23 protein-coding genes are annotated in these 25,580 nt (G+C 68.1%); 16 read left to right on the forward strand and 7 right to left on the reverse strand.

All coding sequences use genetic code 11. The features are described from left to right. Positions 1–4: 4 nt before the first annotated feature. From ACFXNW_RS18000 to hisI, 4 genes are read left to right on the forward strand one after another with little or no spacing between them, the layout of a single operon-like run. A complete protein-coding gene (locus ACFXNW_RS18000; RefSeq protein WP_379418829.1) occupies positions 5–1,687 on the forward strand; it encodes a fatty acyl-AMP ligase in 1,683 nt (560 codons plus the stop codon). Beyond that, complete coding sequence (locus ACFXNW_RS18005; protein WP_379418830.1) at positions 1,684–1,998, forward strand: acyl carrier protein; 315 nt, start codon at positions 1,684–1,686, stop codon at positions 1,996–1,998. Before ACFXNW_RS18000 ends, ACFXNW_RS18005 begins: the two co-directional genes overlap by 4 nt. Continuing rightward, entirely contained in the window at positions 1,995–6,674 is a 4,680-nt protein-coding gene (locus tag ACFXNW_RS18010; RefSeq protein ID WP_379418831.1) for an aminotransferase class I/II-fold pyridoxal phosphate-dependent enzyme, read from the forward strand. The genes ACFXNW_RS18005 and ACFXNW_RS18010 overlap by 4 nt, the downstream gene beginning before the upstream one ends. A gap of 7 nt (positions 6,675–6,681) precedes the next feature. After that, positions 6,682–7,029 (forward strand): phosphoribosyl-AMP cyclohydrolase, encoded by a 348-nt coding sequence (gene hisI, locus ACFXNW_RS18015; protein ID WP_379418832.1) that lies wholly within the window; start codon positions 6,682–6,684, stop codon positions 7,027–7,029. A 13-nt stretch (positions 7,030–7,042) separates the two neighbouring features. Here the strand turns inward: hisI and ACFXNW_RS18020 are convergent, their stop codons facing one another. The 3 genes from ACFXNW_RS18020 to ACFXNW_RS18030 form a co-directional block, all read right to left on the reverse strand. After that, positions 7,043–7,477 carry a MarR family winged helix-turn-helix transcriptional regulator gene (locus ACFXNW_RS18020; RefSeq protein ID WP_379418833.1) on the reverse strand — a complete coding sequence of 145 codons (435 nt, stop codon included), beginning with the start codon at positions 7,475–7,477 and terminating at the stop codon, positions 7,043–7,045. Between the two features lie 172 nt (positions 7,478–7,649). Further along, entirely contained in the window at positions 7,650–8,273 is a 624-nt protein-coding gene (locus tag ACFXNW_RS18025) for a permease (RefSeq protein ID WP_379418834.1), read from the reverse strand. 99 nt (positions 8,274–8,372) lie between these two features. Continuing rightward, positions 8,373–8,834 carry a peroxiredoxin gene (locus ACFXNW_RS18030; protein WP_379418835.1) on the reverse strand — a complete coding sequence of 154 codons (462 nt, stop codon included), beginning with the start codon at positions 8,832–8,834 and terminating at the stop codon, positions 8,373–8,375. A gap of 62 nt (positions 8,835–8,896) precedes the next feature. Here ACFXNW_RS18030 and ACFXNW_RS18035 point away from each other — a divergent pair, with 62 nt between their 5' ends. From ACFXNW_RS18035 to ACFXNW_RS18075, 9 genes are all read left to right on the forward strand, one after another. Then, positions 8,897–10,465, forward strand: coding sequence for an anthranilate synthase component I (locus ACFXNW_RS18035; protein ID WP_379418836.1), 1,569 nt, complete (start codon positions 8,897–8,899; stop codon positions 10,463–10,465). After that, complete coding sequence (locus ACFXNW_RS18040) at positions 10,462–11,202, forward strand: TIGR02234 family membrane protein (protein WP_379418837.1); 741 nt, start codon at positions 10,462–10,464, stop codon at positions 11,200–11,202. Before ACFXNW_RS18035 ends, ACFXNW_RS18040 begins: the two co-directional genes overlap by 4 nt. Positions 11,203–11,377: 175 nt before the next feature. Further along, on the forward strand, positions 11,378–12,196 hold the full coding sequence (trpC, locus tag ACFXNW_RS18045) for an indole-3-glycerol phosphate synthase TrpC (protein WP_379418838.1): 819 nt from the start codon (positions 11,378–11,380) through the stop codon (positions 12,194–12,196). Beyond that, positions 12,196–13,467, forward strand: coding sequence for a tryptophan synthase subunit beta (gene trpB, locus ACFXNW_RS18050; protein WP_379418839.1), 1,272 nt, complete (start codon positions 12,196–12,198; stop codon positions 13,465–13,467). Before trpC ends, trpB begins: the two co-directional genes overlap by 1 nt. Then, positions 13,467–14,267 carry a tryptophan synthase subunit alpha gene (gene trpA, locus ACFXNW_RS18055; protein WP_379418840.1) on the forward strand — a complete coding sequence of 267 codons (801 nt, stop codon included), beginning with the start codon at positions 13,467–13,469 and terminating at the stop codon, positions 14,265–14,267. Before trpB ends, trpA begins: the two co-directional genes overlap by 1 nt. Positions 14,268–14,309: 42 nt before the next feature. Continuing rightward, positions 14,310–15,830: a prolipoprotein diacylglyceryl transferase gene (gene lgt / locus ACFXNW_RS18060; protein ID WP_379418841.1), complete on the forward strand. Its 1,521-nt coding sequence runs from the start codon at positions 14,310–14,312 to the stop codon at positions 15,828–15,830. Between the two features lie 194 nt (positions 15,831–16,024). Continuing rightward, positions 16,025–16,654, forward strand: a complete 630-nt coding sequence (locus ACFXNW_RS18065) for a hypothetical protein (protein ID WP_379418842.1) — start codon at positions 16,025–16,027, stop codon at positions 16,652–16,654. Positions 16,655–16,730: 76 nt separating this feature from the next. Next, positions 16,731–18,149 (forward strand): pyruvate kinase, encoded by a 1,419-nt coding sequence (gene pyk / locus ACFXNW_RS18070; protein WP_379418843.1) that lies wholly within the window; start codon positions 16,731–16,733, stop codon positions 18,147–18,149. Between the two features lie 40 nt (positions 18,150–18,189). Next, positions 18,190–19,059, forward strand: coding sequence for an acyl-CoA thioesterase (locus ACFXNW_RS18075; RefSeq protein WP_379419084.1), 870 nt, complete (start codon positions 18,190–18,192; stop codon positions 19,057–19,059). Here ACFXNW_RS18075 and ACFXNW_RS18080 read toward each other — a convergent pair. The 4 genes from ACFXNW_RS18080 to ACFXNW_RS18095 form a co-directional block, all read right to left on the reverse strand. Continuing rightward, entirely contained in the window at positions 19,031–19,843 is an 813-nt protein-coding gene (locus ACFXNW_RS18080) for a CPBP family intramembrane glutamic endopeptidase (protein ID WP_379418844.1), read from the reverse strand. The genes ACFXNW_RS18075 and ACFXNW_RS18080 overlap by 29 nt on opposite strands. Positions 19,844–19,973: 130 nt before the next feature. Next, positions 19,974–20,381: a hypothetical protein gene (locus ACFXNW_RS18085; protein WP_379418845.1), complete on the reverse strand. Its 408-nt coding sequence runs from the start codon at positions 20,379–20,381 to the stop codon at positions 19,974–19,976. A 96-nt stretch (positions 20,382–20,477) separates the two neighbouring features. Further along, positions 20,478–21,104 (reverse strand): low molecular weight phosphatase family protein, encoded by a 627-nt coding sequence (locus ACFXNW_RS18090; protein WP_379418846.1) that lies wholly within the window; start codon positions 21,102–21,104, stop codon positions 20,478–20,480. A 160-nt stretch (positions 21,105–21,264) separates the two neighbouring features. Next, on the reverse strand, positions 21,265–21,780 hold the full coding sequence (locus ACFXNW_RS18095) for a phenylacetaldoxime dehydratase family protein (protein ID WP_379419085.1): 516 nt from the start codon (positions 21,778–21,780) through the stop codon (positions 21,265–21,267). Between the two features lie 225 nt (positions 21,781–22,005). Between ACFXNW_RS18095 and ACFXNW_RS18100 the strand changes: the two genes are divergently transcribed. The 3 genes from ACFXNW_RS18100 (at position 22,006) to ACFXNW_RS18110 (ending at position 25,438) form a co-directional block, all read left to right on the forward strand. After that, positions 22,006–22,896: a GNAT family N-acetyltransferase gene (locus ACFXNW_RS18100; RefSeq protein WP_379418847.1), complete on the forward strand. Its 891-nt coding sequence runs from the start codon at positions 22,006–22,008 to the stop codon at positions 22,894–22,896. Between the two features lie 1,668 nt (positions 22,897–24,564). Beyond that, a complete protein-coding gene (locus ACFXNW_RS18105; RefSeq protein WP_379418848.1) occupies positions 24,565–24,840 on the forward strand; it encodes a TIGR02391 family protein in 276 nt (91 codons plus the stop codon). A 172-nt stretch (positions 24,841–25,012) separates the two neighbouring features. Then, positions 25,013–25,438 (forward strand): hypothetical protein, encoded by a 426-nt coding sequence (locus ACFXNW_RS18110; protein WP_379418849.1) that lies wholly within the window; start codon positions 25,013–25,015, stop codon positions 25,436–25,438. Positions 25,439–25,580: the final 142 nt, after the last annotated feature.

The raw sequence follows: 25,580 nt of genomic DNA on the forward strand, positions 1-25,580 counted from the left end.
AGCTATGGCCACCTCCACCGCGAAGGAATCCCCCGTGCACGACGGCTACGTTCAGCATGTCCGGCGGCAAGTCGCCGCGTACGGCGACACCAGGTCCTACACCTACCTCCGTGAGAACGGCCGCGCACTCGTCGAGGAGACCGCGAGCTATCGCGACCTCGACCGCGAGGCCAGGGCGCTGGCCGTCTGGCTGGCCGGACATCCGGAATCGGCGCAGCCGGTCGTGCTGCTCTATCTCGACGGGATGGCGTTCCTGCGGGCGTTCCTCGGCTGCCTGTACGCGGGTGTGGTAGCTGTTCCCGCACCCGTGCCGCACGATGAGCGCAGCGCCCAGCGGGTCGAAGGTGTGATCGCCGATTCCGGCGCAGGCCTGGTGCTCACCACTTCCGATCTCCAGCCGCTGATCGCGGGCGCGACCTCGGCGAAGGTCGCAACCACCGACGGCGCACTGGGCGATCCGGACGCATGGCGCATGCCCGCCATCGACACCGCGACGATCGCGTTTCTCCAGTACACCTCCGGGTCGACCGGCACGCCGAAGGGCGTCGTCGTCACCCACGGCAATCTGCTGCACAACGAAGCCGCCATCGCCGCGCTCGGCGTCGACGAGACCGCGACCGCGGTCAGCTGGATTCCACACTTCCACGACATGGGCCTGATCGGCATGCTGCTGGGTGGGTTGTATGCCGGGGGAAACCTGGTGTTCATGGCGCCGACCACCTTCCTCAAGCGGCCGGTGCGCTGGCTGGAGGCCATCGACAGATATCGCGCAACCATCACCGCCGCACCGAATTTCGCATACGAGCTGATCGCGCGCCGCGTCACCGACGAGCAGTTGGCGCAACTGGATCTGTCGAGCCTGGAGATCGCGTTGTGCGGTGCGGAACCGGTGCGTGAACGAACGATCGCCGCCGTGCGGGACCGGTTCGCGCCTGTCGGCTGGAAGTCGACCGCGTTCCGGCCGGCGTACGGGATGGCCGAGGTCACCTTGCTCGCCAGTTCCAGCCCGCGCGCCACGGAGCCGGTGTTCTTCGACGCCGGAGATGAGGCCCGCCTCGTCGGCTGCGGTCGGGCGGCGCGCGGACTCGACATTCGTATCGTCGATCCCGTCACCGGAAAGCCCGTGCCGGACACGGTTGTCGGCGAGATCTGGATCCGAGGTGACAGTGTCGCCGCCGGTTACTGGAACCGCCCGGAGGAGACCGCAGCAGACTTCGACGCCTATATCGGCACCGAGGGACCGTTTCTGCGCACCGGTGACCTGGGCGTGCTGCGCGAGAGTGAATTGTTCGTCGCGGGCCGCCGTAAGGACCTACTGATCGTCAACGGCCGCAACATCTATCCGCAGGACATCGAGGAGCTGGTGCGCGGTCTGCACCCGGCGCTGGCGGGTGCCGGTGTCGCGGTGTCGGTCGATGCGGGGGACCGGGAGCGGCTGGTCGTGCTGCACAGCGTCAAGCCCGCGTTGCAGGACGGCGCCACATTGGCGGAGCTGACCGCGGCGATCAAAACCGCGGTGTCGCGCGGATTCGACGTTCCCGCACCGAATGTCGTGCTCGTCGAACCCCGCTCGGTGCATCGCACCACCAGCGGCAAGGTGCAGCGCAGCTCGATGCGATCGGCGTTTCTGCGACGCCGCGTCGACGGTGTGCTGCACCAGGACCTCGAACCAGCTCTGAGCCGATGACCTCCTATCCCGACGATCGATACCCCACCGAGGAAACCCAGATGTTCGACACCGCACCCACCGCCCATCCGAGCACGATCACCGGCTGGCTCGCCGAACGAGTCGCCGACTACACCGAGCGTGCGCCGCATCAGGTGGACCCGGCCGTCCCGCTGGCCGAACTCGGCATCGACTCCGTCTCCGCGGTGGCGCTGTGCGGCGAGATCGAGGACCGATGGTCCCTGGACGTGGACCCGACGCTGGTCTTCGACTACCCGACCATCGCCGATATCGCCGCCTTCCTCGCGGCCGAAACCGCTCTCGCCGCATGAGCGCCGACAGACACAGCGATATCGCGATCGTCGGGCTCGACTGCCGGTTCCCACACACACCCGACCCGGCAGCGCTGTGGGAGCTGCTGATGGGCGGCGGTGATGTGATCTCGGAGGTTCCGGCGAACCGCTGGAACGCCGACGAGTTCCACGACCCGGCCGGCGCCCCCGGCACCATCAACGCGCGCAGCGGCGGCTTCCTCGACGACGCCGATGCCTTCGATCACGAGTTCTTCGGCATCGCACCGCGCGAAGCCGAAGCGATGGATCCGCAACAGCGGCTGCTGCTGCAAACCGCATGGCGGGCGTTCGAGGACGCCACGCTCGATCCGCGAGCCCAGGCCGGTTCCCGGACCGGCGTCTACGTCGGCGTGATGGCCAACGAATGGGCGAACCTGCAGATGAGCGACTATGCGGCGATCACAGCGCAGCACGGTTCGGGCAACGGATATTTCATGACCGCCAACCGGCTGTCCTATCAGCTCGACCTGAAAGGCCCGAGTATGGCGGTCGACACCGCCTGCTCGTCGTCGCTGGTCGCGATCCATCTCGCCTGTGCGGCACTGGCTTCGGGCGAATGCGATCAGGCGCTGGCAGGCGGGGTCAACCTGGTGCTGACGCCCGCAGTCGGCATCTTCTACACCCAGGCCGGACTGTCCGCACCCGACGCCCGATGCAAACCGTTCAGTGCCGATGCCGACGGGATCGTGCGCGGCGAGGGTGTGGCAGTGCTGGTGCTGCGGCGACTGGCCGACGCAGAGGCAGAAGGCCTGCCGATCTACGCGGTCATCAAGGGCAGCGCGGTCAACTCCGACGGCCGCAGCAACGGCATCACCGCACCGAACCGGTGGGCGCAACAGCAGGTCGTCGAACAGGCCTATCAGCGGGCCGGTGTGCGGCCGCAGGAGGTCGACTTCGTCGAAGCGCACGGCACCGGAACCGTGCTCGGCGACATGATCGAGGTCAAGGCGCTGGGCAAACTACATTCGAGCGACCGTGCCCAGCCGTGCGGGATCGGTTCCATCAAAGGCAATCTCGGCCATACCGAAGGTGCCGCGGGTGTCGCAGGGTTGATCAAGGTCGCGCTCGGACTGCACCACGGTGTCGTGCCGCCGTCGCGGTTCGCCGACACCGCGAACCCGAAGCTGCGGATGGCGCAGCACGGTCTGCGTCTACTTGCCGAGCCGATGCCGCTGCCCGAGCGCGCGATGGGCGGGGTCAGCAGCTTCGGGGTCGGTGGGACGAACGCGCATATCGTGCTCGCGAGTGCGCCGGCGGGCGCCAGGGTTGGAGTGCGCGATGGGCTCCGCACTGTGTTGGTGCCTGGCTCGGGTACTGCCGACCGGCTGGGAAATGGGCTCGGCGGGGTGCTGACACTTTCGTCGGATAACGCTGCCGGGCTACGTCGCAATGCGCTGCGGATGGCCGGCGCGCTGGCGGCCGTGCCCGGCGACGAGTTCGCGCAGCTGTGCTGGACCAGCAACCAGGTGAAGGCCTCCGGCCGCAGCAGGATCGCGATCGTCGCCGCCGATCGCGACGATGCGATCGCACAGTTGCGTGGTGGCGCGGAAGCCGGTATCGCGCAACCGGTTACCGCAGGTTGGATGTTCAGCGGGCAGGGTTCGCAGTTCAGCGGCATGGGCCGGGCGCTGCATGCGGCGAGCAGGGGCTTCGGGCGCGCCCTCGGCATGGTCGACGAGGCCATGGCCCCGCACCTCGGCCGCTCGGTGCGGGAGCTGCTTCTCGACGATCAGATCAACATCGACAGCACCGAGCTGGCGCAGCCGGCGATCTTCGCGATGGAATACGCGCTCGCGCAGTCGTTGGCCGAACTGGGGCTGCGGCCCGCCTGGCTGGTCGGACACAGCATCGGCGAATACGCTGCGGCGGCGGTCGCGGGCGTGTTCGACCTCGACGACGCGTGCCGGCTGGTCGTAGCCCGCGGCGCCCTGATGCGGCAGCTACCCGAGGGTGGCGCGATGCTGGCAGTACGGGCGGATACGGCAGCGGTCGCCGATCTGCTTGCCGCCGAACCGGAGGTCGCGATCGCCGCAGCCAATAGCCCGGCCGATCTCGTGCTCTCCGGCGACGCCACCGCGATCGCGCGGATCAAGGCGGAACTGGACGCGCGTGCACTGATCACGAAGCCGCTCGCCGTGTCCCACGCCTTCCACAGCCCGCTGATGTCGCCGATGCTTGCCGAGTTCGAGGCCGCCGCCCGCACCTGCACCTACCGCGCGCCCAGCCTGCCGATCTACTCGACGGTGCGCGGGCGCCTGCTCGAGCCCGGCGAAACGATGGACGCTGCCTACTGGACCGAACACATCAGTGCCACTGTCCGTTTCGGCGAAGCCATCGACGCCGCGCTGGCCACCACGCCGACCCACATCGTCGAGGTCGGACCGCGCAAGGTGCTGACCCCGCTGGTCGGCCGGATCCGACCGGAATCAGCCACCCGCTGCCTGGCGCCGAGCCCCGGCCCCGGCGCCACGGGCCGCGAACTTTCCGACGTCGTCGCCGCGCTGTACCGCGACGGTTTCGACCCCGACTGGGGCGAGCTCTACGACCCCGAGCAGCGCGTGCGCCTCCGCCTGCCGACGTATGAGTTCTCCACCGAGCACCGGTTCTGGCTCGAGCCTCGGGCCGGCGTGAACTCGCCGGTTCCGCCCGGAACGGGCACCGCCACGAATTCTCCAGCACACCACGAACTCCGAACCCCCACGACTTCTCCAGCACAACCCGAGGACACCACCATGGACCAGATGATCGCGCTCTTCCGCGAACAGAACGCGCTGCTGGCGAGGCTCGCGCACGCCCATGCGGATTCGCCTGCGCCGTCGCCGATGGCCGGGGTCGCTGTCGGCGCTCCCCTGTCCGGTGTCCCGGGCCCGGGGGTGAGTGCGCCGGTCGTCGGCACCGTTGTCGAACAGGGCGACGGCGTCGCGCACGCCGCCGGGATCGTCCACACCGAAGCAGCCAGGGTGACCGGATACCTGGCCGATCGGCTACGTGAGAGCCAAACCCTCAGTGGTGACCTCGGATTCGATTCGATCATGACCGCCGATCTGTTCACCGGGATCACCCGGCGGATTCCCGGGCTGATCATCGACCCGGCTCGGTTCGGGGAGCACTCGACGCTCGGCGATGTAGTCGGCTATGTCGCGGATCGAGGCGCCCGGGCCGGGAACCGCGGTGCCGATAGCAGGGTTCAGCACGTGAGTCCGGGTGCGACGCTCCGGAATCACGCGTCGCCCCGGGATGCGGCGCTCACTGTGACGACCACGGAGCGCGAGTCGGCCGGGATTGTGCCGGGCTCCGGGGTCGGCGTGGTGAAGCCGGCACCCGGAACCGCCGTGATGACGCCGAACCCCGAGTCGACTCCGATGACACCGGATCCCGCGCCTGCCGTGACGGTACCTGATCCCGAGCCCACCACGATGACCTCCGACCTTGTCCCTGTGCCCCCGCTGGTCGAGCCGGAGTACAGCATCAGCGATTTCGCCGAGGTGAAAGCGATCGAGGGGCGGCTGGCGGGCGCCGAGTCGCTCGGGCTGTCGAATCCGTATTTCTTGGTCAACGACGGTGTCACGCGGGACACCTCGGTGATCGACGGGAGGCCGGTCGTCAACTTCTCCAGCTACAACTACCTCGGCCTGTCCGGGCATCCGGCCGTGGTCGACGCCGTCCAGGACGCCGTCGCCCGCTACGGCAGTTCATGCTCGGCGAGCCGAGTGCTGTCGGGGGAGAAGCCGGTGCATCGCGAACTCGAAGCCGAACTCGCCGCACTGCTCGGCACCGACGATGCCATGGCACTGGTCGGCGGTCACTCCACCAACGTCACCATCATCGGGCATATCGTCGGGCCGTCCGACCTGGTGATCCACGACAGCCTGGCCCACGACAGCATCCTGCAGGGCTGCAAGCTGTCCGGCGCCACCCGCAGGCCGTTCCCGCACAACGATCACGCCGCGCTCGACCAGCTGCTGACCGAGCTGCGGCCCCGCTACCGCCGGGTCCTGATCCTCATCGAAGGGGTCTACAGCCAAGACGGTGACATCCCCGACCTGCCCGCGATCATCGAGATCAAGAAGCGGCACCAGGCGATGCTGATGATCGACGAGGCGCACAGCATCGGCGTGCTCGGCGCGGGCGGTGGCGGCATCGGCGAGCACTTCGATGTCGACCGGCGCGATGTCGAGTTGTGGTCGGGCACCATGTCCAAGGCACTGGCCGGGTGCGGTGGGTATGTGGCGGGCAGCGCGGAGTTGATTCGCTTCCTGAAATACACCACACCCGGATTCGTCTACAGCGTCGGCATGACTCCGATGAACGCGGCGGCCTCCGCCGAGGCGATCCGTCAGCTGCGCACCGATCCCGAACCGCTCGAACGTCTACGGCGCAACTCCCAGCTGTTCCTCACGCTGGCACGGGAAGCCGGGATCGATACCGGCGACAGCCACGACACCCCGATCGTCCCGTGCATCGTCGGTGACTCGCTGAAGACGCTGAAGCTGTCCAATGCGCTGCTGCGCCGCGGCGTCAACGTCAATCCGATCCTGTACCCGGCGGTCCCGGAAGATCTCGCGCGCCTGCGGTTCTTCGTCACGGCCTGCCACAGCGAGCAGCAGATCCGCGAGACCGTCGCGATCCTCGCCGAGGAGATGGCACTGCTATAACGGTGACATGACACTCGACCCCGCCATCGCCGCCCGCCTCAAGCGCAATGAGGCGGGCCTGTTCGCCGCCGTCGCGCAGGAGCGCGGCACCGGCGATGTGCTGATGGTCGCGTGGATGGACGACGAGGCGCTGGCCCGTACGCTGGCCACCCGCAAGGGCACCTACTACTCCCGCTCGCGGCAGCAGTACTGGGTCAAGGGGGAGACGTCCGGGCATACCCAGTACGTGCACGAAGTGCGCCTGGACTGCGATGGCGACACCGTGCTACTCGTGGTCGACCAGGAGGGGGCGGCCTGCCACACCGGCACCCACACCTGTTTCGATGCCGACGTGCTGCTCGCCGCGCAACCCTGAGCGCGGCCCCGGATCAGTAGCCGGAGGTCTCGTCCTTCGTCCGGATCGGACTGCCGAGGCCGTCGGAGAGCTGAGTGGTCATCACTTCGCCGAGATCGGCGAGGGCGGCGGTCTGACCGGCGTCCAGACCGTCGAGCACCAGTCTGCGGACCGCGTCCAGATAGCCGGGGGCGGCCTCGACTACCTTCTTGTAGCCGTCGTCGGTGAGCACGGCCTGCACACCGCGACGTCCGGCGGTGACGGTCCGTTCGGCCCAGCCCATGCGCTCGAGCTTCGATACCACATGGGACAGTCGCGATAGCGATGCATTTGCCCTGTGGGCAAGCTCACTCATCTGAAGTCGGTGCCCCGGCTCCTCCGACAACAGCGACAGCACCCAGAATTCGAAGTGGGTGACGCCGGCCTCGCGTTGCAGCTGGGTGTCCAAAGCGCCCGGCAGGCGTGTCATCAACGCGACAATCGCCCGCCAAGCTCGTTGTTCTACTGGATTTAGCCACTTCGTCACTGTGCGCCTTCTCTCGAGCCAAGTGACGTGGTTTCGCACTAACAGTCACCCGCGCCCACGAGTTTGCCACGACTTCGCTCGGCCGTCTGCGAGACGCTGAATGACGTGAGGTCACTCACAGGTTTTCGGTGCGGTGAGCCTCGGTTGCGGGAATACCGCCGGACTTGCCGACGGTTTCGGTCGATTCGATGGGCGCCACGTCGCCCGCCTTGACGGCCGCCTTGGCTTCCGCGCGGCGCCGCCACCCGCGCTTGACCACCAGGAACACCACGGCGAGGAAGATCAGCAGCGCGATGAGGGCTCCGGCCAGTGAGGCGCCGCGGAAGGCGGGCGCGTCGACGTCCATGATGCGCTCGCCCGCGTGCGCGGCGTTGTTGCCGCCGAGCACCACCGTCAGCGTCATCAGGTTCGGAATCGCGAAGACGACGGCGAGCACCACCGCGCCGCCCGCGATCACCTTGCCGCCGCGGCGCTTCCAGACCAGCACCGCGACCAGCAACAGGAACAACGGAACGGCGGTACACAGGCCGCCGTAGACCAGGCCCCAGCCGATGCCCTTGGAGAAGCTGCCGCCAACCATCTCGCCGACGCGCTGGGCCCACCAGCGGGGGATGAACGCCGCGAGGATGAGGTAGGCGACGATCAGCACCACGACCAGGACGGCTCCCGCGATGATCCGGGTGCGCCAGGAGATCGAGGTGGATGTCCGCGTGTCCGGCGTGCGCTCGGGCGTGGTCATGAATCCAGCGTAGGTCCGCCTGGCACCGGCGTGCCGGTGATCGGCCCGGTGTTTCGGCAGAAAAGTGCCGGTCCAGGGCGTGCCCGGACCGGCGGCGGATCAGTTGGCGCGTTCGCGAAGGAAGCGCAGGGCCTCGTCGGCGTGCACGTTGGCGCGCAGTTCACCGGTGATGACGGTGAGCACGGTCCGGTCCTTGTCGATGACGAAGGTCTGCCGCTTGACCGGAGCCAGCTTGCCGAGCAGCCCGCGCTTGACGCCGAACTGCTGGGCGACCACCCCGTCCGGATCCGAGAGCAGTGGGTAGTCCAGGCGCTGCTTGCCCGCGAACCCGGCCTGGGTGTCGACCTCGTCGGCACTGATGCCCGCGCAGCTCGCGCCGGCCGCGGCGAATTCCTCGGCCAGATCGCGGAAATGGCAGGCCTCGGCGGTGCAGACCGGGGTATTGGCGGCGGGATAGAAGAAGAGCACGAGAGGGCCGTCGACGAGCAGATCGTCGAGGGAGCGTTTGGTGCCGGATTGGTCGGGGAGCTCGAACTGCGGAGCGAGCTGGCCAGTCTTCATGGATCGACAGTACCGATGGGTGCGCCCATCGGCCGGTCGGACCGGCCTGGGATGATGGACCGATGCAGGGCGCATCCCACCGCCAGGACACCACGGCCACCACGACCCGCGAACAGTTCCACCAGCTCGCCGCCGAACACCGGGTGGTGCCGGTGACTCGAAAGGTGCTGGCGGACTCCGAAACTCCACTGTCGGCCTATCGCAAACTGGCCGGCGACCGGGCGGGCACCTTCCTGTTCGAGTCCGCGGAGAACGGGCGGTCCTGGTCGCGCTGGTCGTTCATCGGCGCGGGCAGCCCGTCGGCGCTGACGGTGGTCGACGGCGAGGCCGCGTGGCTCGGCACCACCCCCGCCGACGCCCCGTCCGGTGGTGATCCGCTCGACGCGCTACACGAAACCCTCGAACTGCTGCGCACCGAGCGCATGCCCGGACTGCCGCCGCTGACCGGTGGCATGGTCGGCTACCTCGCCTACGATGCGGTGCGGCGGATGGAGCGCCTGCCCGAGCTGGCCGCCGACGATCTGCAACTGCCCGATATGGTGCTGCTGCTGGCCACCGATCTCGCCGCCTTCGATCACCACGAGGGCGCCATCACCCTCATCGCCAATGCCGTCAACTGGAACGGCACCGCCGAGCGGGTCGACGAGGCCTACGACGACGCGGTTGCCCGCCTGGACCGGATGACCGCCGCACTGGCCGCGCCCGCGCCGTCGACGGTGTCGGTGTTCGACCAGCCCCAACCGGATTACCTGCGCCGGCGCACCACCGAGGAATACGGCGCCGGGGTGCGCAGGCTGGTCAAGGAGATCGAGGCGGGCGAAGCCTTCCAGGTGGTGCTGTCGCAGCGCTTCGAGATGGACTACGACGGCGCGCCGATCGACCTGTACCGGATGCTGCGCGCGTCCAACCCGAGCCCGTACATGTACATGCTGCATGTGCCCGACGGCTCCGGCGGCACCGCGTTCTCCATCGTCGGCTCCAGCCCGGAGTCGCTGGTGACGGTGAAGGAAGGCGTGGCCACCACGCACCCGATCGCCGGTACCCGCTGGCGCGGCGCCACCGAAGAGGACGACCTGCTGCTGGAGAAGGGTCTGCTCGCCGACGAGAAGGAAAACGCCGAGCATCTGATGCTCGTCGATCTCGGCCGCAACGACCTCGGCCGGGTATGTCAGCCGGGCACGGTGCGCGTCACCGACTACCGGCACGTCGAGCGCTACAGCCACGTCATGCACCTGGTGTCCACGGTGTCCGGGCGGCTGGCGCCGGGCAAGATCGCGCTGGACGCGGTGCGTGCCTGCTTCCCGGCGGGCACCCTGTCCGGCGCGCCGAAGGTGCGGGCGATGGAACTCATCGAGGAACTCGAGCCCACCCGTCGCGGGGTGTACGGCGGCGTGGTCGGCTATCTCGATTTCGCCGGTGACGCCGATACCGCGATCGCCATCCGCACCGCTCTACTCAAGGACGGCACCGCCTACGTCCAGGCCGGTGCGGGTGTGGTCGCCGACTCCGAACCCGAGTACGAGGACACCGAATCGCGCAACAAGGCGATGGCGGTGCTGCGTGCGGTCGCGGCCGCGAAGACGGTGCGCGCCTACCGCGCGGATCCCGACAGCGACGAGGCGTCCGAATGACCGCGGAACACGATCCGGACACCGGCAGTTCGGCACAGGAGGCCGCAACGGCGGTTCCGGTCGCTGCGCGCAGGCGTTATCCCGTCGTTCCCGTGGTGCTGCTCGCACTGGCCGCGGTCGCCCTGTGGGGTTCGTCGCGGATGACGTGGGTGAGCGTCACCTCCTCCGACGGTCTCACCGAACCACGCACCGACGACCTCGACGGCGGCGTGTGGTTCGGCGCGCTCACCCCGCTGGCGCTGGTGCTGCTCGCCGCCATCGCGGCGGTGCTGGCCACCAAGGGCTGGCTGCGGCGGGTAGTGGGTGTACTGGTGGCGCTGGTCGGCGCGGTCGTCGCGGTGCCCGCGCTGGCGGTGCTCACCGGTTCCGGCGCGACGTCGCAGCGTGCGGCCACCCTCGCCGAACTCCCCGGACGCGCACAGGTCGACGAGGTGACCACGTCCGCCCTGCCCGCTGTCCTGACCATGGCGGGCGCACTTGCCGCCTTCGCCGCGGGCGTGCTGCTGGCCAAGATGCCGAAGGAGAGCGCGCCGATGTCGGGCAAGTACGACAATCCGGTCGCTCGCCGCGCCGCCGCCACCGACCTGGTCACCGGCCGCGGCGCCGACGGCGACAGCGCCGCGCCACCGGTCACCGAACGGGTGCTCTGGGACGCGCTCGACGCGGGTACCGACCCCACCGAAGATCGCCCGCGCAACGGCCGCGACGACGACTCATCCAGGCTCGACGACAGATGATCCGATGATCGGGCGACCCGTCGCAGCACATGTGGCGGACGCCCGCAACCCGGGTGCCAACCCCGGCGCACGCGCGCCACACCCATCCCTTTACTCTTGATCAGCACCGGTGAGACAGCGCCTGGGGGGATTTCTCAGGCAGTGAGTCCGTCTCCCCAGAAAGGATTCGAGCCAGATGACGGTACTCGACTCGATTCTCGACGGGGTCCGCGCGGATGTGGCCGCACGGGAATCCCTGCTGGACTTCCAGGCCATCAAGGCCGCCGCGGCCGCCGCGCCGCCACCCCGGGACGCACTCGCGGCACTGCACGAAGACGGTATCGGTGTCATCGCCGAGGTCAAGCGGGCCAGCCCGTCCAAGGGCGCGCTCGCCGAGATCGCCGATCCGGCCAGCCTGGCCAAGGCCTATGAAGACGGCGGCGCCCGCATCATCAGCGTGCTCACCGAGGGCCGTCGCTTCCACGGCTCGCTCGACGACCTGGACGCCGTGCGCGCCGCCGTGAACATTCCGGTGCTGCGCAAGGACTTCGTCGTCGGCCCGTACCAGATCCACGAGGCCCGGGCCCATGGCGCCGACGTCATTCTGCTGATCGTCGCCGCGCTGGAGCAGGACACGCTCAGCTCGCTCATCGACCGCACCGAATCGCTCGGGATGACCGCGCTGGTCGAGGTGCACACCGAAGAAGAGGCCGACCGCGCGCTCACCGCGGGCGCCTCGGTCGTCGGCATCAACGCACGCAACCTCAAGACTCTGGAAGTGGACCGGGACTGCTTCGCGCGGATCGCACCCGGGCTGCCTACCGAGGTCATCCGCATCGCCGAGTCCGGTGTGCGCGGCACGGCGGATCTGATGGCCTACGCCGGTGCCGGCGCGGACGCCGTGCTCGTCGGTGAAGGCCTGGTGACCAGTGGCGACCCGCGTGCGGCGGTCTCGCAGCTGGTGACCGCAGGCACCCATCCGTCCTGCCCGAAGCCAGCACGGCGGGCCCGGTAATGGCGGGCGGCGAGCTTCCTGCCGCGAGCGCGGGCGTAGCCCACCGCAGCGGACACGAGCCCGACAGCGGCGGCCACTTCGGCGTCTACGGCGGCAGGCATGTGCCCGAGGCGCTCATGGCGGTCATCGAAGAGGTCACCGCCGAATACGACAAAGTCCGCGCCGACCCCGGTTTCCTTACCGAGCTCGATCGGTTGCAGCGCGACTACACCGGACGTCCGTCGCCGGTCTTCGAATGCACTCGGCTGGCCGAGCACGCCGGTGGCGCGCGCATCCTCCTCAAGCGCGAGGACCTGAATCACACCGGTTCGCACAAGATCAACAACGTGCTCGGGCAGGCGCTGCTCGCCAAGCGCATGGGCAAGACCCGCGTCATCGCCGAAACCGGCGCCGGTCAGCACGGTGTGGCCACCGCGACCGCCTGTGCGCTGCTCGGGCTGGATTGCATCATCTACATGGGTGCCGTCGATACCGCCAGGCAGGCGCTCAACGTCGCGCGGATGCGGCTGCTCGGCGCCGAGGTCGTCTCGGTGACCACCGGCTCGCAGACGCTCAAGGACGCCATCAACGAGGCGCTGCGCGACTGGGTCTCCAACGCCGACGACACCTACTACTGCTTCGGCACCGCCGCCGGACCGCATCCGTTCCCGCTCATGGTGCGCGACTTCCAGCGCGTGGTCGGCCTCGAGGCCCGCGAGCAGGTGCAGTCGATGACCGGCAGGCTCCCCGACGCCGTCGCCGCCTGCGTGGGTGGCGGCTCCAACGCCATCGGTATCTTCCACGCCTTCATCGACGATCCCGGCGTACGCCTGGTCGGCTACGAGGCCGCCGGTGACGGCGTCGAGACCGGCCGCCACGCCGCCACCTTCACCGGTGGCACCCCCGGTGCCTTCCAGGGCGCCTACTCGTACCTGCTGCAGGACGAGGACGGGCAGACCATCGAATCGCATTCCATCTCCGCGGGCCTGGACTACCCGGGTGTCGGCCCCGAGCACGCCTACCTCAAGGACACCGGCCGCGCCGAGTACCTGCCGGTCACCGACACCGCGGCGATGGATGCGCTGCTGCTGCTCAGCCGCGCCGAGGGCATCATTCCGGCGATCGAATCCGCACACGCTGTGGCCGGTGCGCTCGAGCTCGGCAAGCAGCTCGGCCCGGGCGCCATCATCCTGGTGAACCTGTCCGGTCGCGGGGACAAGGATATGGACACCGCCGCCCGCTGGTTCGGACTGTTCGACGACGACGCCGCAGAGGGCAAGGGGAACGCGTAGTGAGCCAGCAGTCCAGACTCGCCAACACCTTCGCGGCCTGCCGCGCCGAACACCGCGCCGCCCTGATCGGTTATCTGCCCGCGGGCTTCCCTGATCTGGACGGCTCGATCGCCACCGTGCGCGCCATGGTCGAGGCCGGCTGCGACATCGTCGAGGTCGGCGTGGCCTATTCCGATCCGGTGATGGACGGACCGACCATCCAGCAGGCCGCCGAGCAGGCATTGCGCGGCGGTGTGCGGGTGCGCGATGTGTTCTCCGTGGTCGAGGCCGTCACTGCGGCTGGAGCGCAGGCCGTGGTCATGAGCTACTGGAATCCCGTGCTCAAGTACGGGGTGGATCGGTTCGCCCGTGACCTCGCCGGCGCGGGTGGCGCCGGCATCATCACCCCGAATCTGATCCCGGACGAAGCCGACGAGTGGTTCGTCGCCTCGGCCGCCCACGATCTGGACCGGATATTCCTGGTCGCGCCGTCGTCCACCGAGGAGCGGCTGGTCAAGACCCTGGAAGCGTCGCGTGGCTTCGTCTACGCCGCCTCCACCATGGGTGTGACCGGCGCCCGTGACGCCGTTTCTTCGGCAGCGCCCGCGTTGTGCGCGCGAGTCCGCGCGCATTCCGATATCCCGATCGGCGTCGGGCTCGGTGTGCGTTCGGGTGCGCAGGCCGCTGAGATCGCCGCCTACGCCGACGGCGTGATCGTCGGGTCGGCGTTGGTGAGCGCGGCGGCCGAAGGGCTGGACGCGGTGCGCACGCTGACCGCGGAACTGGCCGAGGGCGTGCGCTCGGCGACCGTCGCCTCCTGACCCGAAGACGCACCGGCCCGCCGCTCGACTACGGTGGCCCCCGTGACCTTACAAGTCCTGGCAGACAGTGTTTCCAGCATCGGCACGCGCGGTGACGGCGTTCTGAGCGGCGCCGCCGCCGATGTGCTCGCCTATCTCCCCAGCCCGCCGCAAGGCGTGTGGCAGATCGGGCCGTTCCCGCTGCGGGCCTACGCGCTGTGCATCATCATCGGCATCATCGTCGCCATCTGGTGGGGTGAGCGACGCTGGCGTGAGCGCGGCGGGCAGCAGGGTGCAGTGCTGGATGTCGCGATGTTCGCCGTCCCGTTCGGTCTCATCGGTGGCAGGCTCTACCACGTCGCCACCGACTGGCAGAAGTACTTCGGCGCCGACGGCAATCCGATGGACGCGCTCAAGATCTATCAGGGCGGCCTCGGCATCTGGGGTGCGGTGTTCCTCGGCGGTATCGGCGCCTGGATCGGCTGCCGCGTCTACAAGATCCCGCTGCCCGCCCTCGGCGACGCGATCGCACCGCCGATCCTGCTGGCCCAAGCCATCGGACGCCTCGGCAACTACTTCAACCAGGAACTGTACGGCCGTGAGACCGAAGTGCCGTGGGGCCTCGAGATCTACCAGCGCTTCGACGACCAGGGCCGCCTGGACATGATGAACGGCGTCTCCACCGGTGTGGTGGAGAAGGTCGTGCACCCGACGTTCCTGTACGAACTGGTGTGGAACGTGGCCGTCGTGCTGCTGCTGGTCTACATCGACAAGCGTTTCCGCATCGGCCACGGCCGCCTGTTCGCCCTGTACGTCGCCGGCTACAGCTTCGGCCGCTTCTTCGTCGAACTCATGCGCGACGACGAGGCCACCCTCATCGCAGGCATCCGCGTCAACTCCTTCACCTCCGCCCTGGTCTTCCTGGCCGCCATCGCCTACTTCGTCTTCGCGACCAAGGGCCGCGAAACTGCCGCGCAGCTCCAGCCCGGAGCGGAGAAGCGGCCGTGGCCGTGGCAGATCGGGGCGCTGCGCCGCGCCGGTGCGGCGTCGGCAGTGGCAGCCGAGAAGGACCGGGTCGACAGCGTCGGGGCCGACTCGACCGCAGATGAGGCCGAGAAGGCCGGAGCTGACGAGGACACCAAACCGGACACGGGTGCGAAGTCCGGCCAGGGCGCGAAGTTGGACAAGGGCGCGAAGTCGGGCAACGCGGAGTCCGGCAAGGACGCGGCGGCGGGCGAGGACGCGAAGTCCGGCACAGGGGCGAAGTCCGGCAAGGGCGCGGAGTCCGGCAAGGACGGGAAGTCGGGCAAGGATGCGGAGTCCGGCAAGGGCGCGAAGTCCGGCAAGGACGCGAAGTCAGGCGAGGACGCCGAGTCCGGCGATGACACCGAGTCCACGACCGAAAAGCCCGGTGGCACCAAGTCGAGCAAGGATGCCGACGCTAGTGATGCCGACGAGTCGGGCGATGACACCGCGTCCGGAAAAGACGCGGAGTCGGCCGAGGGTGCCGAGTCGAGCGAAGCCGCCGGTGACGGCAAGGACGCCGAGTCGAATGAGGCTGCCGGGGTGAAGAAGGGCAGCTGATCGGCACGCACGCCGATACTGTTCGCCCACCTCTGAGCGACAACTGCGGGCGTTGTCGCTCAGAGGTGGGCGCCGGTTCGGGCGACAGCGACGGCGCCGCCCGACAGAATGGGCGGTAGGCCCGCACGGGCCGCGGATGGGCGAGGACGAGTTTCGGGGGGCGGCGCGAGCGCCCGCAGGACAGGAGGACGCGAGTGGCCGGGTCAGATCAGAATTCGCCGGGATCCGGGGGCCCGCAGTACGGCCCGCCCGGCACCGGGCCGAGTCTGCGCAAGGCCACCGATCCGCCACTGAGTTCGCACCCGGGGGATCAGGCGTATCCGGCCGACGGTGGTCCGGCGCAGCCGGGCACGTTCTCCGGCTATCCACAACAGCCCGCGGGCCCGCGACCCACGGCCGCTTTCCCGCCCGTGCCGAGCGGGATGTACCCGGCCATGCTGCCCGGCATGACCGGACCGATGCCGATGGGAGTGCCCGGCGGGTTCCTGATGTCGATCGGCGATATCGGTATCTCCGAGGACTCGGTCACCACCCCGGCGGGCAGCATGCCGTTGCGCGGAGCGATCTGGACGATCACCGATATGTCGCAGAGCTCCGAGAAGATCCCGACCTACGCGGTCGTGCTGGCGATCCTGCTGTTCCCCCTGTGTTTCCTCGGCCTGCTGTTCCTGCTGGTCAAGGAGAAGAACACGGTCGGCTACGTGCAGGTGACGGTTACCAGCGGGGGCCGCTACCACTCCACGATGATCCCGGCCCAGAACCAGCAGACCTTCCCGATGCTGCTGCATCAGGTGAATTACGCGCGCTCGCTCAGCGCGAGGTGAGCATCACAGTTCCCAGCCACGGCGACTCGGCAGGCCACAACGCGCCCTGGTCCCGCCACGGGACTAGGCTCTACTCGTGATGCGACGGACGAAGATTGTGTGCACCCTCGGCCCGGCCACTGCCACCGAGGACCGTATTCGAGAACTCGTCGAGAGCGGTATGGATGTGGCGCGGCTGAATTTCAGCCACGGTGAGCACTCAGACCATGCCGACAACTACAAGAAGGTGCGGCAGGCCTCCGACCATGTCGGCCGCGCCGTCGGCATTCTCGCCGATCTCCAGGGCCCCAAGATCCGCCTCGGCCGATTCATCGAAGGCCGGACCGTCTGGGCGACGGGCGAAGAGGTGCGCATCACCGTCGAGGACTGTGACGGCACCCACGACCGCGTCTCGACCACCTACAAAGAACTCGCCGAGGACGCCAAGCCCGGTGACCGCCTGCTCGTCGACGACGGCAAGGTCGGCCTGACCGTCACCGCCGTCGACGGCAACGACGTGGTGTGCCGGGTCACCGAGGGCGGCCCGGTCAGCAACAACAAGGGCGTCTCGCTGCCCGGCATGGACGTGTCGGTGCCCGCGCTGTCGGACAAGGACATCGAAGACCTCGAGTTCGCCCTGAAACTGGGCGTCGACTTCATCGCACTGTCGTTCGTGCGTTCGCCGTCGGATGTCGAGCTGGTGCACGAGGTGATGGACCGCGTCGGCCGCCGCGTCCCGGTGATCGGCAAGCTGGAGAAGCCCGAAGCCATCGACAACCTCGAGGCCGTCGTGCTCGCCTTCGACGCGGTCATGGTCGCGCGCGGCGATCTCGGCGTGGAGCTGCCGCTCGAGCAGGTGCCGATCGTGCAGAAGCGCGCCATCCAGATGGCAAGGGAGAACGCCAAACCCGTCATCGTGGCCACGCAGATGCTGGAGTCGATGATCGAGAACTCGCGCCCCACCCGGGCCGAGGCCTCCGACGTCGCCAACGCGGTGCTCGACGGCGCGGACGCGGTGATGCTGTCCGGTGAGACCTCGGTCGGCGCGTACCCGATCGAGACGGTGCGCACCATGGCGCGCATCGTGCACGCGGTGGAAACCGAATCCACCCGGGTGCCGCCGCTGACGCATGTGCCGCGCACCAAGCGCGGTGTCATCTCCTACGCGGCCCGCGATATCGGTGAACGGCTCAACGCCAAGGCGCTGGTGGCCTTCACCCAGTCCGGTGACACCGTGCGCCGCCTCGCCCGGCTGCACACCCCGCTGCCGCTGCTGGCATTCACCCCGTTGCCGGAGGTACGCAGCCAGCTCGCGCTGACCTGGGGTACCGAGACCTTCATCGTCCCGACGGTCGACAGCACCGACGCCATGATCAAGCAGGTCGACCAGGCACTGCTGAGCATGAACCGGTATCAGAAGGGCGACCTGGTGGTTATCGTCGCGGGCTCCCCGCCCGGTACCGTCGGTTCCACCAACCTGATCCACGTGCACCGTATCGGTGAGGAGGACCATTAGAGTGAGCACCTCGCTCGGCGACCCCGTCGACGTCGAATCGATGTCGTCGCGCCAATCCGACCTAGACGTATTGCTGGATCTGCTGGATCTGGAACAGACCGGCGAAGACGTCTTCGTCGGGCAGCACCCGGAGAAGGTGTGGAGCCGTACGTTCGGCGGACAGCTGGTGTCGCAGGCGATCATGGCGGCGGGCCGGACGGTCGGTGACCGTCCGGTGCATGCCGTCAACGCGCATTTCGTGCGCGGCGGCGATGTGAAGAAGCCGATCGAATACCGGGTCGACCGGCACCGCGACGGCCGTTCCTTCGCCAACCGCACGGTCACCGCCAGCCAGGACGGCCAGGAACTGTTCGTCATGCTGGCCGCTTTCCAGGACTGGGGCAAGGGGCTCGAGCACGCCCATGAGCAGCCCGAGGTCCCGGACCCGGAGACGTTGCCGCGGGTGGAGGAGAGCTTCGAAGGCTTGGAGGACAAGCTGGAGATGTTCGTCAAGGCGCCGCACCCGATCGATATGCGCTACACCAACGACCCGTCCTGGATCCTCAAGGGCACCGGTGAGCGGCTCAACCACAATCGGGTGTGGATGCGCGCCGACGGCACCCTGCCGGACGACCCGCTGATCCACGTGGCGACTCTCGGCTACTCCTCCGACACCACGGTGCTCGATTCGATCATCACCACCCACGGTCTGTCCTGGGGCCTGGACCGGATCGTGGCGGCGACGGTGAATCATTCCATCTGGTTCCATCGCCCCTTCCGTTTCGACGAGTGGGCGCTCTACGCCACCGAATCCCCGGTCGCGGCCGGCTCGCGCGGCCTGGCCACCGGCCGCTTCTACTCCCGCAGCGGTGAACTGCTGGCGACCACAGTGCAGGAAGGGCTCATCCGCCACTTCCCGTCCCGCCGCTGACTTCGCACGGCCGGCGCCCGGATGTTCCGGGTGCCGGCCGCAGCGCGGTCAGCACCGCCGCGCACACGGTGAGGGCGACGGCGACCGCCCACATCGTCGCCGGTTCCAGGTATCCCGGTAGCAGTGACGAGACGACATTGCTGCTGGCGTGGGCGAGTATCGCGGTGAGGATCAGTTCACCCGAGGCGTCGTAGAGCCAGACGATGATCACCCGCAGCGCCACCGTCGACAAGAACCAGCCCGCGATCCAGGACGTGCCCCGGCCCGCTTGCGCCAGCGGCACCAGATGCCAGACGCCCCAGACGATGCCGAGCAACACGCCGGTCGTGAGCAGATTCCAGCGCCGCCGCATCTCGTCGACGGCGTAGCCCATCCAGCCGGTCTCCTCGCCGAGAGCCGAGAGGAGAAACGCCGCCACGAACACCGGCACCGCGGCCCACGGCACATCGTCGGCGGGCTCGCCCGCACCGGCCGCGCGCAGCGCGAGATAGCCGAGCGCCGAGACCACGGGCGCCACAGCGGCGGCGATCACCAGCCATCTGCGGGCCCGTGCCGCGCCGATGCGCAGCGTGCGCCGCAGCAGCGGGCCGATGCCCGCGCGACCGACGAGCAGCACCGCAGCCAGCGCCGGGCTGACAAACATCAGCGCGCTGACCGGCAGGTCGTTGGGCAGGCCCGGGATCGTCCCAGCGGCCGCGCCCAGCGCGATGAACGGCACTGACAGTGCGAACACCAACCCGAAGAACCTGCCAAGTGATGGGCGGGGGATGACGTCGGTGCCCATCGCTGTCCCCTCTGTCGCAGCAGGCTTTCCGCTCCGACGGTACCTGGCGCTGCGCGGCAGCCGGGTGATGACGATGTCGCCGGGGCGCGGAAAGGTTGTGGGTGGAACCGGCATTCGCCGCCCGCCCGGTTCAGATGCGTTCGATGGTGGGGTAGAGGTCGACGTCGGTGCGCTGATGGGCGCGGATGCGGAATGGGGCCTCACGTGCGGTAGCCCCGGTGATGCCGGTCCGTAGCCGGTCCTGCAAGGCGGTCATATCGGCATCAGTGAGCTCGGCGGGTTCGCCGACCAAGCTCAGGGCGATCTCGTAGGTGCCGTATCCGGTCGGCAATGTGCCGGAATTCGATGCACGCCAGTGCGTTTCGAATTCTCTGTGGAGTGGGTCGTCCGGGGCCGCCGGTAGCGTGAAACGCCAGGCGAAGACATCACGGTCTTGTAGGTGGTCGTCGAGTGCCGTTCGGACGGCCTCGACGATGCGTTCGAGGTTTTCCGGTGTCACATAAACATGGAGCGAAACATCCGAAATGCGTTTCGGCATGTCTGATTCCTGTCGTGTGTTCGGAGGGCGCCGTCGGGTCGAATCGTCGACAGCGGAAGTCTTTTCGCGGGAGTGTAGTCCTTTCGGGCGCGGGCGTCAGGCATACCAGCCGGTGCGCTGGGCGGCGAGAAATGTCGCCATCGGTGCGGGTCCGTGTGCGGGTTGCAGCACCAGCCCCGGACGCTCATCATCGGCCTGTGGTGGTTCGTCGGCGCCGAGGGCGAGCAGCAGCGGCAGGAGGGCCTCGGCGATGCGGTCACCGACCGCGCAGAAGGCCGGTTCGGACAGGCCGACCGGGTCGGCGATGTTCTCCCGGCCGACCAGCGACAGGTCGTTGCGGGCCTGATGCAGGTCGGCCACGGTGCGGGCGCCGGTGACCTTGGCGATGCGGTGGGCTTCGAGGAGGGTGAAGGTGCGCACGGCGGCGCCGAAGGCCATGCTCGCGGCCTGGTCACGGATCGGTTCGGTCATGGCGAGGACCAGGTCCGCGCGGTCGATGTGCTCGGGTGTGAGCTTGCGCGCGCGGAAGCCGTCCGGGTCGGCGCCGAGCCCGGCAATTGTCTGCGCGGCCAATGGTTCGGCGGGGAATCCGACCAGCGCCCGGGTGCCCGCGCTCTCCGCGGTGAGTCCGGTGAGGCCGTGTTCGAGCGCGATGGCGCGTGCGAGCCGTTCGGCGATCACCGAACGGCACACATTGCCATTGCAAACGAACAGGACGTGCATGCGGATACGGTAAATCGCGCGATTACCGACCAGAAGTATGAAAAGTGCAATATCACACTCGCTCGGCCACATATTCATCTGCGCTTAGCATCCTGTACACAATCGCCGCGCGGGCGTCGTTTCGTGTTCGGGTGTGTCGCGAATAGCTGTGGGGCGGTGGCTATCTTACGGAATCATCGGGGTAATAGTCGTTTTCGGTCACCACCGGCGGGTATGCCGGAGGTTCGCCGTGTACCCGGCCGCGGGTGGAGAACATGCGGCCGCGGCTGGCGTTGACTGGTGCGAACCGGGCCAGTCCGGTGGGGGTGGTCATGTCGTCGTACACGGCGTCGATGCCGCCGCGCAGGAAGTAGGCCTCATGCCAGAACCCGGTGCCGCCGGAATCACGCAGGAACTTCTGCCACCAGTCCCGGTGCGGCGCGGACCGGGTCCAGCGCTCCAGGCTGTCGAGGTCGCGCCAGTACTGCCGCGCCCCCCAGTGCGGCGGAAACAGCGACCAGACGACGTCCTCGTGCAGCAGCAAACCGTCGGGCTGATCCTGATGCGACCGATACAGTTTCGGCCCCACACCGAGCAGACGCAGCATCCCCCGCGGCTTACGCACCCGCATCCCCAGGTAGATCACCACGAGGTCCGGATACCCCGACAGATCCACCGTCGACCTGGTCACCCGCATGCAAACCTCCACGACGTCGTACGGGTGTACGTAGCCGCGCAGCCTGGAGTTCAACAGCATGGCGCCGAGTATCAATTCGGGGCCTGGCGGGTTCCGTTCGTCGCGACCGTATTCGGTCAGGGCAGGAGGACACTCATGACTGGTCCGCCCCACCCAAACCTTCGCCACGCCGGTCTGTCGAAAACGGCGTGCGGACAGCCGGCTGGGTGGTGTGTGCTCGGGGGTATGACGGTTGAATTGGGCACACCGGGAGTAGACGGGCTGAGCAAGGTCGCAGGCGTGCTGCGGGAGTGGCAATACGACGGGGCACCGATGCAACTACATCCCGGGGACCTGGGCTGGTTCTGGCGGTTCGGTGCAGAGGCGACGGCCACGGCGGTCCGGACCTGGAGCCACAACGGCCAGATCCTGCCCGCCGGGCTGCTGGACGGACCCACGTTGTTGCGGCTGGCGATCGCGCCGGACGCTCAGCAGGACGAGGAGCTGGCGCGGCAGCTGGTCGTGGATGTGGTCGACCCGGAGCGCGGCGTCCTGGTAGCAGGGGAGGTGTCTGTGGACGCGCCGCAGGGTGCGCTGGTCCGAGCGCGTCTGTCCGAGAACGGCTGGAATGCCGACGAGCCGTGGACGCCGCTGCGTTGCGACCTGACCGAGCCGGTGCAGGACCCGGGCGTGCGGATCGAGTTGATCGGGCCGGAGCAGGCGTATGTGCGGACGGCCGTTCATCGGGCATCGTTCGACCGGTCGACGTTCACCGACGAACGCTGGCACATGATGGCGGCCGGATCGCTGTACGCCGACGCCCGGTGCCTGGTCGCCTACGACGACCAGGGCAATGCGGTAGCGGCGGCGACGGTGTGGTGGGCCGGTCCGGACAAGCCCGGGTTGCTCGAGCCGGTGGGCGTGCATCGGGAACATCGCGGCCGCGGCTACGGCACGGCCATCACCATCGCCGCGGCGGCCACACTTCAGGAGCTGGGCTCCTCCAGCGCGGTCGTCTGCACCCCGAGCTCCAATATCGGCGCCGTCGCCACCTACAGATCGGCAGGTTTCCAGCAACTCCCCGAGACCCGGGACCAATGCCGGGATATCCGGATCGACGTCGCCGCCCGCCCCTGACGCGGGCTCACACGACCGGTGAACGCGCATGGTCGACCAGATCGAATACGCACATCGGCGGTAGCAGATGTTCTGAACCGCAGCAGGTCTCGCCGGTGCGCTCGGTTTCGCGGCCGGTTCGAACGGCGCGATCAGCGGCATGGGCGTGTGTTGTCCACGCCTGGTTACGGCTGAGGTCCTGTCCCGCGGCGCTGCGCTGGGATTGGTTCGCCGCCTTCGAGGCCGTGGCGGTCGAGAGGGATGCGGGCGCGTGAACTGCTGCGGACCAGTTGCGGACTGCGTGAGAGGGGAATGTCGCTAGCGACGATCGACATATCATCAGACCTTGGTGCCGAGTGTGGGACTCGAACCCACACGCCCTTTCGGACAACGGTTTTTGAGACCGTCGCTTTCGACGTTTGCAGTGATCGGCGCGTGTTGGTTCCAATGGTGGAATCCTGCTGACCAGCGAATTTGTTCATTGGTCTCGTTGGTTGCCATCGGCACGTTCCGGCGCCGCTGCGGACCGATTGCGGACCGGATCGCCCCGATGGGAACGTTCCGCGGCTGTCGGGTGTGTCGACGATTCACCTCGGCGCGGCCCAGCGTAGGCGCTGAGAGGCGTCGCGGTCATCGTGGGTTCCGGCACCAGAGGAAGCGCTGCACGCGGTGTGAACCGTGCGCACGCTTCCGGTCGTAATTCCTATGATCGAGTCGCTATCTCAAATGTCTATCTCCGCCCGTTGCGCAGCGGTATTGGAGCCCCAGGTGGCATGAAGGGGGTACCTGCTGTCGTTTGTAGCCGCATGGTGGCCATACGCCGTGGTGTGCGGGGGGTCGGGACGGCCGCGAACAGGGTCTATCCGCGTGCGGGGCCGACGATGCGCACCTGCAACGGCGCGGTCGAGGCGTACGACCATCCCACGTGTGCGGGCCGACCGCTCGACCCGACCTGAGCATGTGATGCGTGAGGGACCATCCCCGCGTGTCGGGGCCGACAGGTCGAGCATGTCCCACGCCTCGCCCTGCCAAGGGCCATCCCCGCGTGTGCGGGGCCGACGACGCGGACGGGGACTACGACTGGCGTGCTGACGGACCATCCCCGCGTGTGCGGGGCCGACAAGATCAAGGGCATCTTCGCCACGCCTATCAAAGGACCATCCCGCGTGTGCGGGGCCGACGGGGTGGGCGTAGGGCGGCCAGTGTTGGACGTGGGACCATTCCCGCGTGTGCGGGGCCGACCGGGTGACCCGGTGGACCCGGACGCCCCGAACCGGACCATCCCCGCGTGTGCGGGGCCGACACTTCCTGAGCTCGTCTTATGTGGGGTGTGTGGCGGTTTTTTCGTTCAGCTTGCTCAGGGTGGGCTCGATGTCTCTGAGACGTGGCTGAGGATACTCTCGCCCTCTTCATGGTCCTTGAGCGAGCGCCCGGTGTCGCGCAACGGTTTGACGGGGAAAGGCGGTTCCTGAAGGAGGTTGGGCGCGTTGTGCGGCGGTGTTCAGCGCGTGACCGTCAGTCCGGGATTCGCAACGGGCCGTGGGTTCCCGGGGGATGCGATATGTCGCCGGTAGCAGCGTGGCGCCCTGGTGTCTCGGCGGGGAGGTTTCAGTGCTGTTTGTGTCGGCGGGTCTTCGTTGTTGCGCGATGTCGCGGTGCTGGATCACTCGGTGATCGGGGTAAACGTTGATGCGCACAGAGTTCAAGCCCGAGGGCGGGCCGCTGACCGACCCGGCTGCTGAGGGCGGCGAGAAGACCGCAATGATGGACCTGTTCGCCGGTGCGATCGGTGCGTTCAAGAACCCAGCAAATCACCGGACTAACCAATTCGACGACGCCGTAGAGGCCGCCGGGCTCATCCAGCTCGCGGATCTCCTGCTGAAGGTCGTCCGTCGCCCCCAGGGCGGCTCCAGACGCCGCTGCCTCTGTGGCGAGTTTCGTCGTGGTGACGTGGTGACGTGGTGATGAGTGCGCGTGCCGTGCGGGGCGGTGGGAGGATGACGGGCGGCGGTCCGCTGGATTGCGGAGCGTGGTGGTCAGCGATCGATTTCCGAACGCCGAAGCGGCCAGGCACTATTGCACAGCCGCGTACTGCTCGTCAGAGCGGCGAAGCCTGCGCGCGGGAGGAGAGTTGCAAGTGGGAGTAGAACAGGACAGCGAGGGGCGGGATCTGCGGGTGGGGGATCCGGTCACTGTGTGCAATCAGATTGTCAAAGGCGGTCACGGATACGGGCGACGATCTCATGGAACGGTCGCCAGCTTCGGGCCGGTGAACGTGCAGGTTCACATCACTGACAGCGACTGGGGCGAACTCATCGGGAACACCGTGCCGGTCAAGGGTGACAGTCTCACCTACGGGCACAAAGGGCATGTGCGTCTAGGGGATCAACTGGCTGAGATCGTCGGAGAAGGAAACGCTGTGATGGAGAAGGCGAAGCAGGACCACGCCGAATCTGTGCTCTGTGAGGTGATCAAGCTGGCTAAGGAGCGGGGGATCATCACCGTGGAGCAGGGGCGGGAGCTGTGGTTGTTGCAGGACGAGATCCCGCCGCAGGCCCCCTGATATCTACTGCGTAAACATCGTGGATGTCGGGGTCGGTCTCGCGGAGTTCGGAATCTCGGAGCGGGCCCAAGCTGTGAGCGTCATGACCGCCCCTTCGGGCGAGGTGCTCGGGTACGGGATTCGCTGTGCCTGGCCGGCTGCC

Source organism: Nocardia sp. NPDC059180 (assembly GCF_042754945.1).
Taxonomy (GTDB): Bacteria; Actinomycetota; Actinomycetes; order Mycobacteriales; family Mycobacteriaceae; genus Nocardia.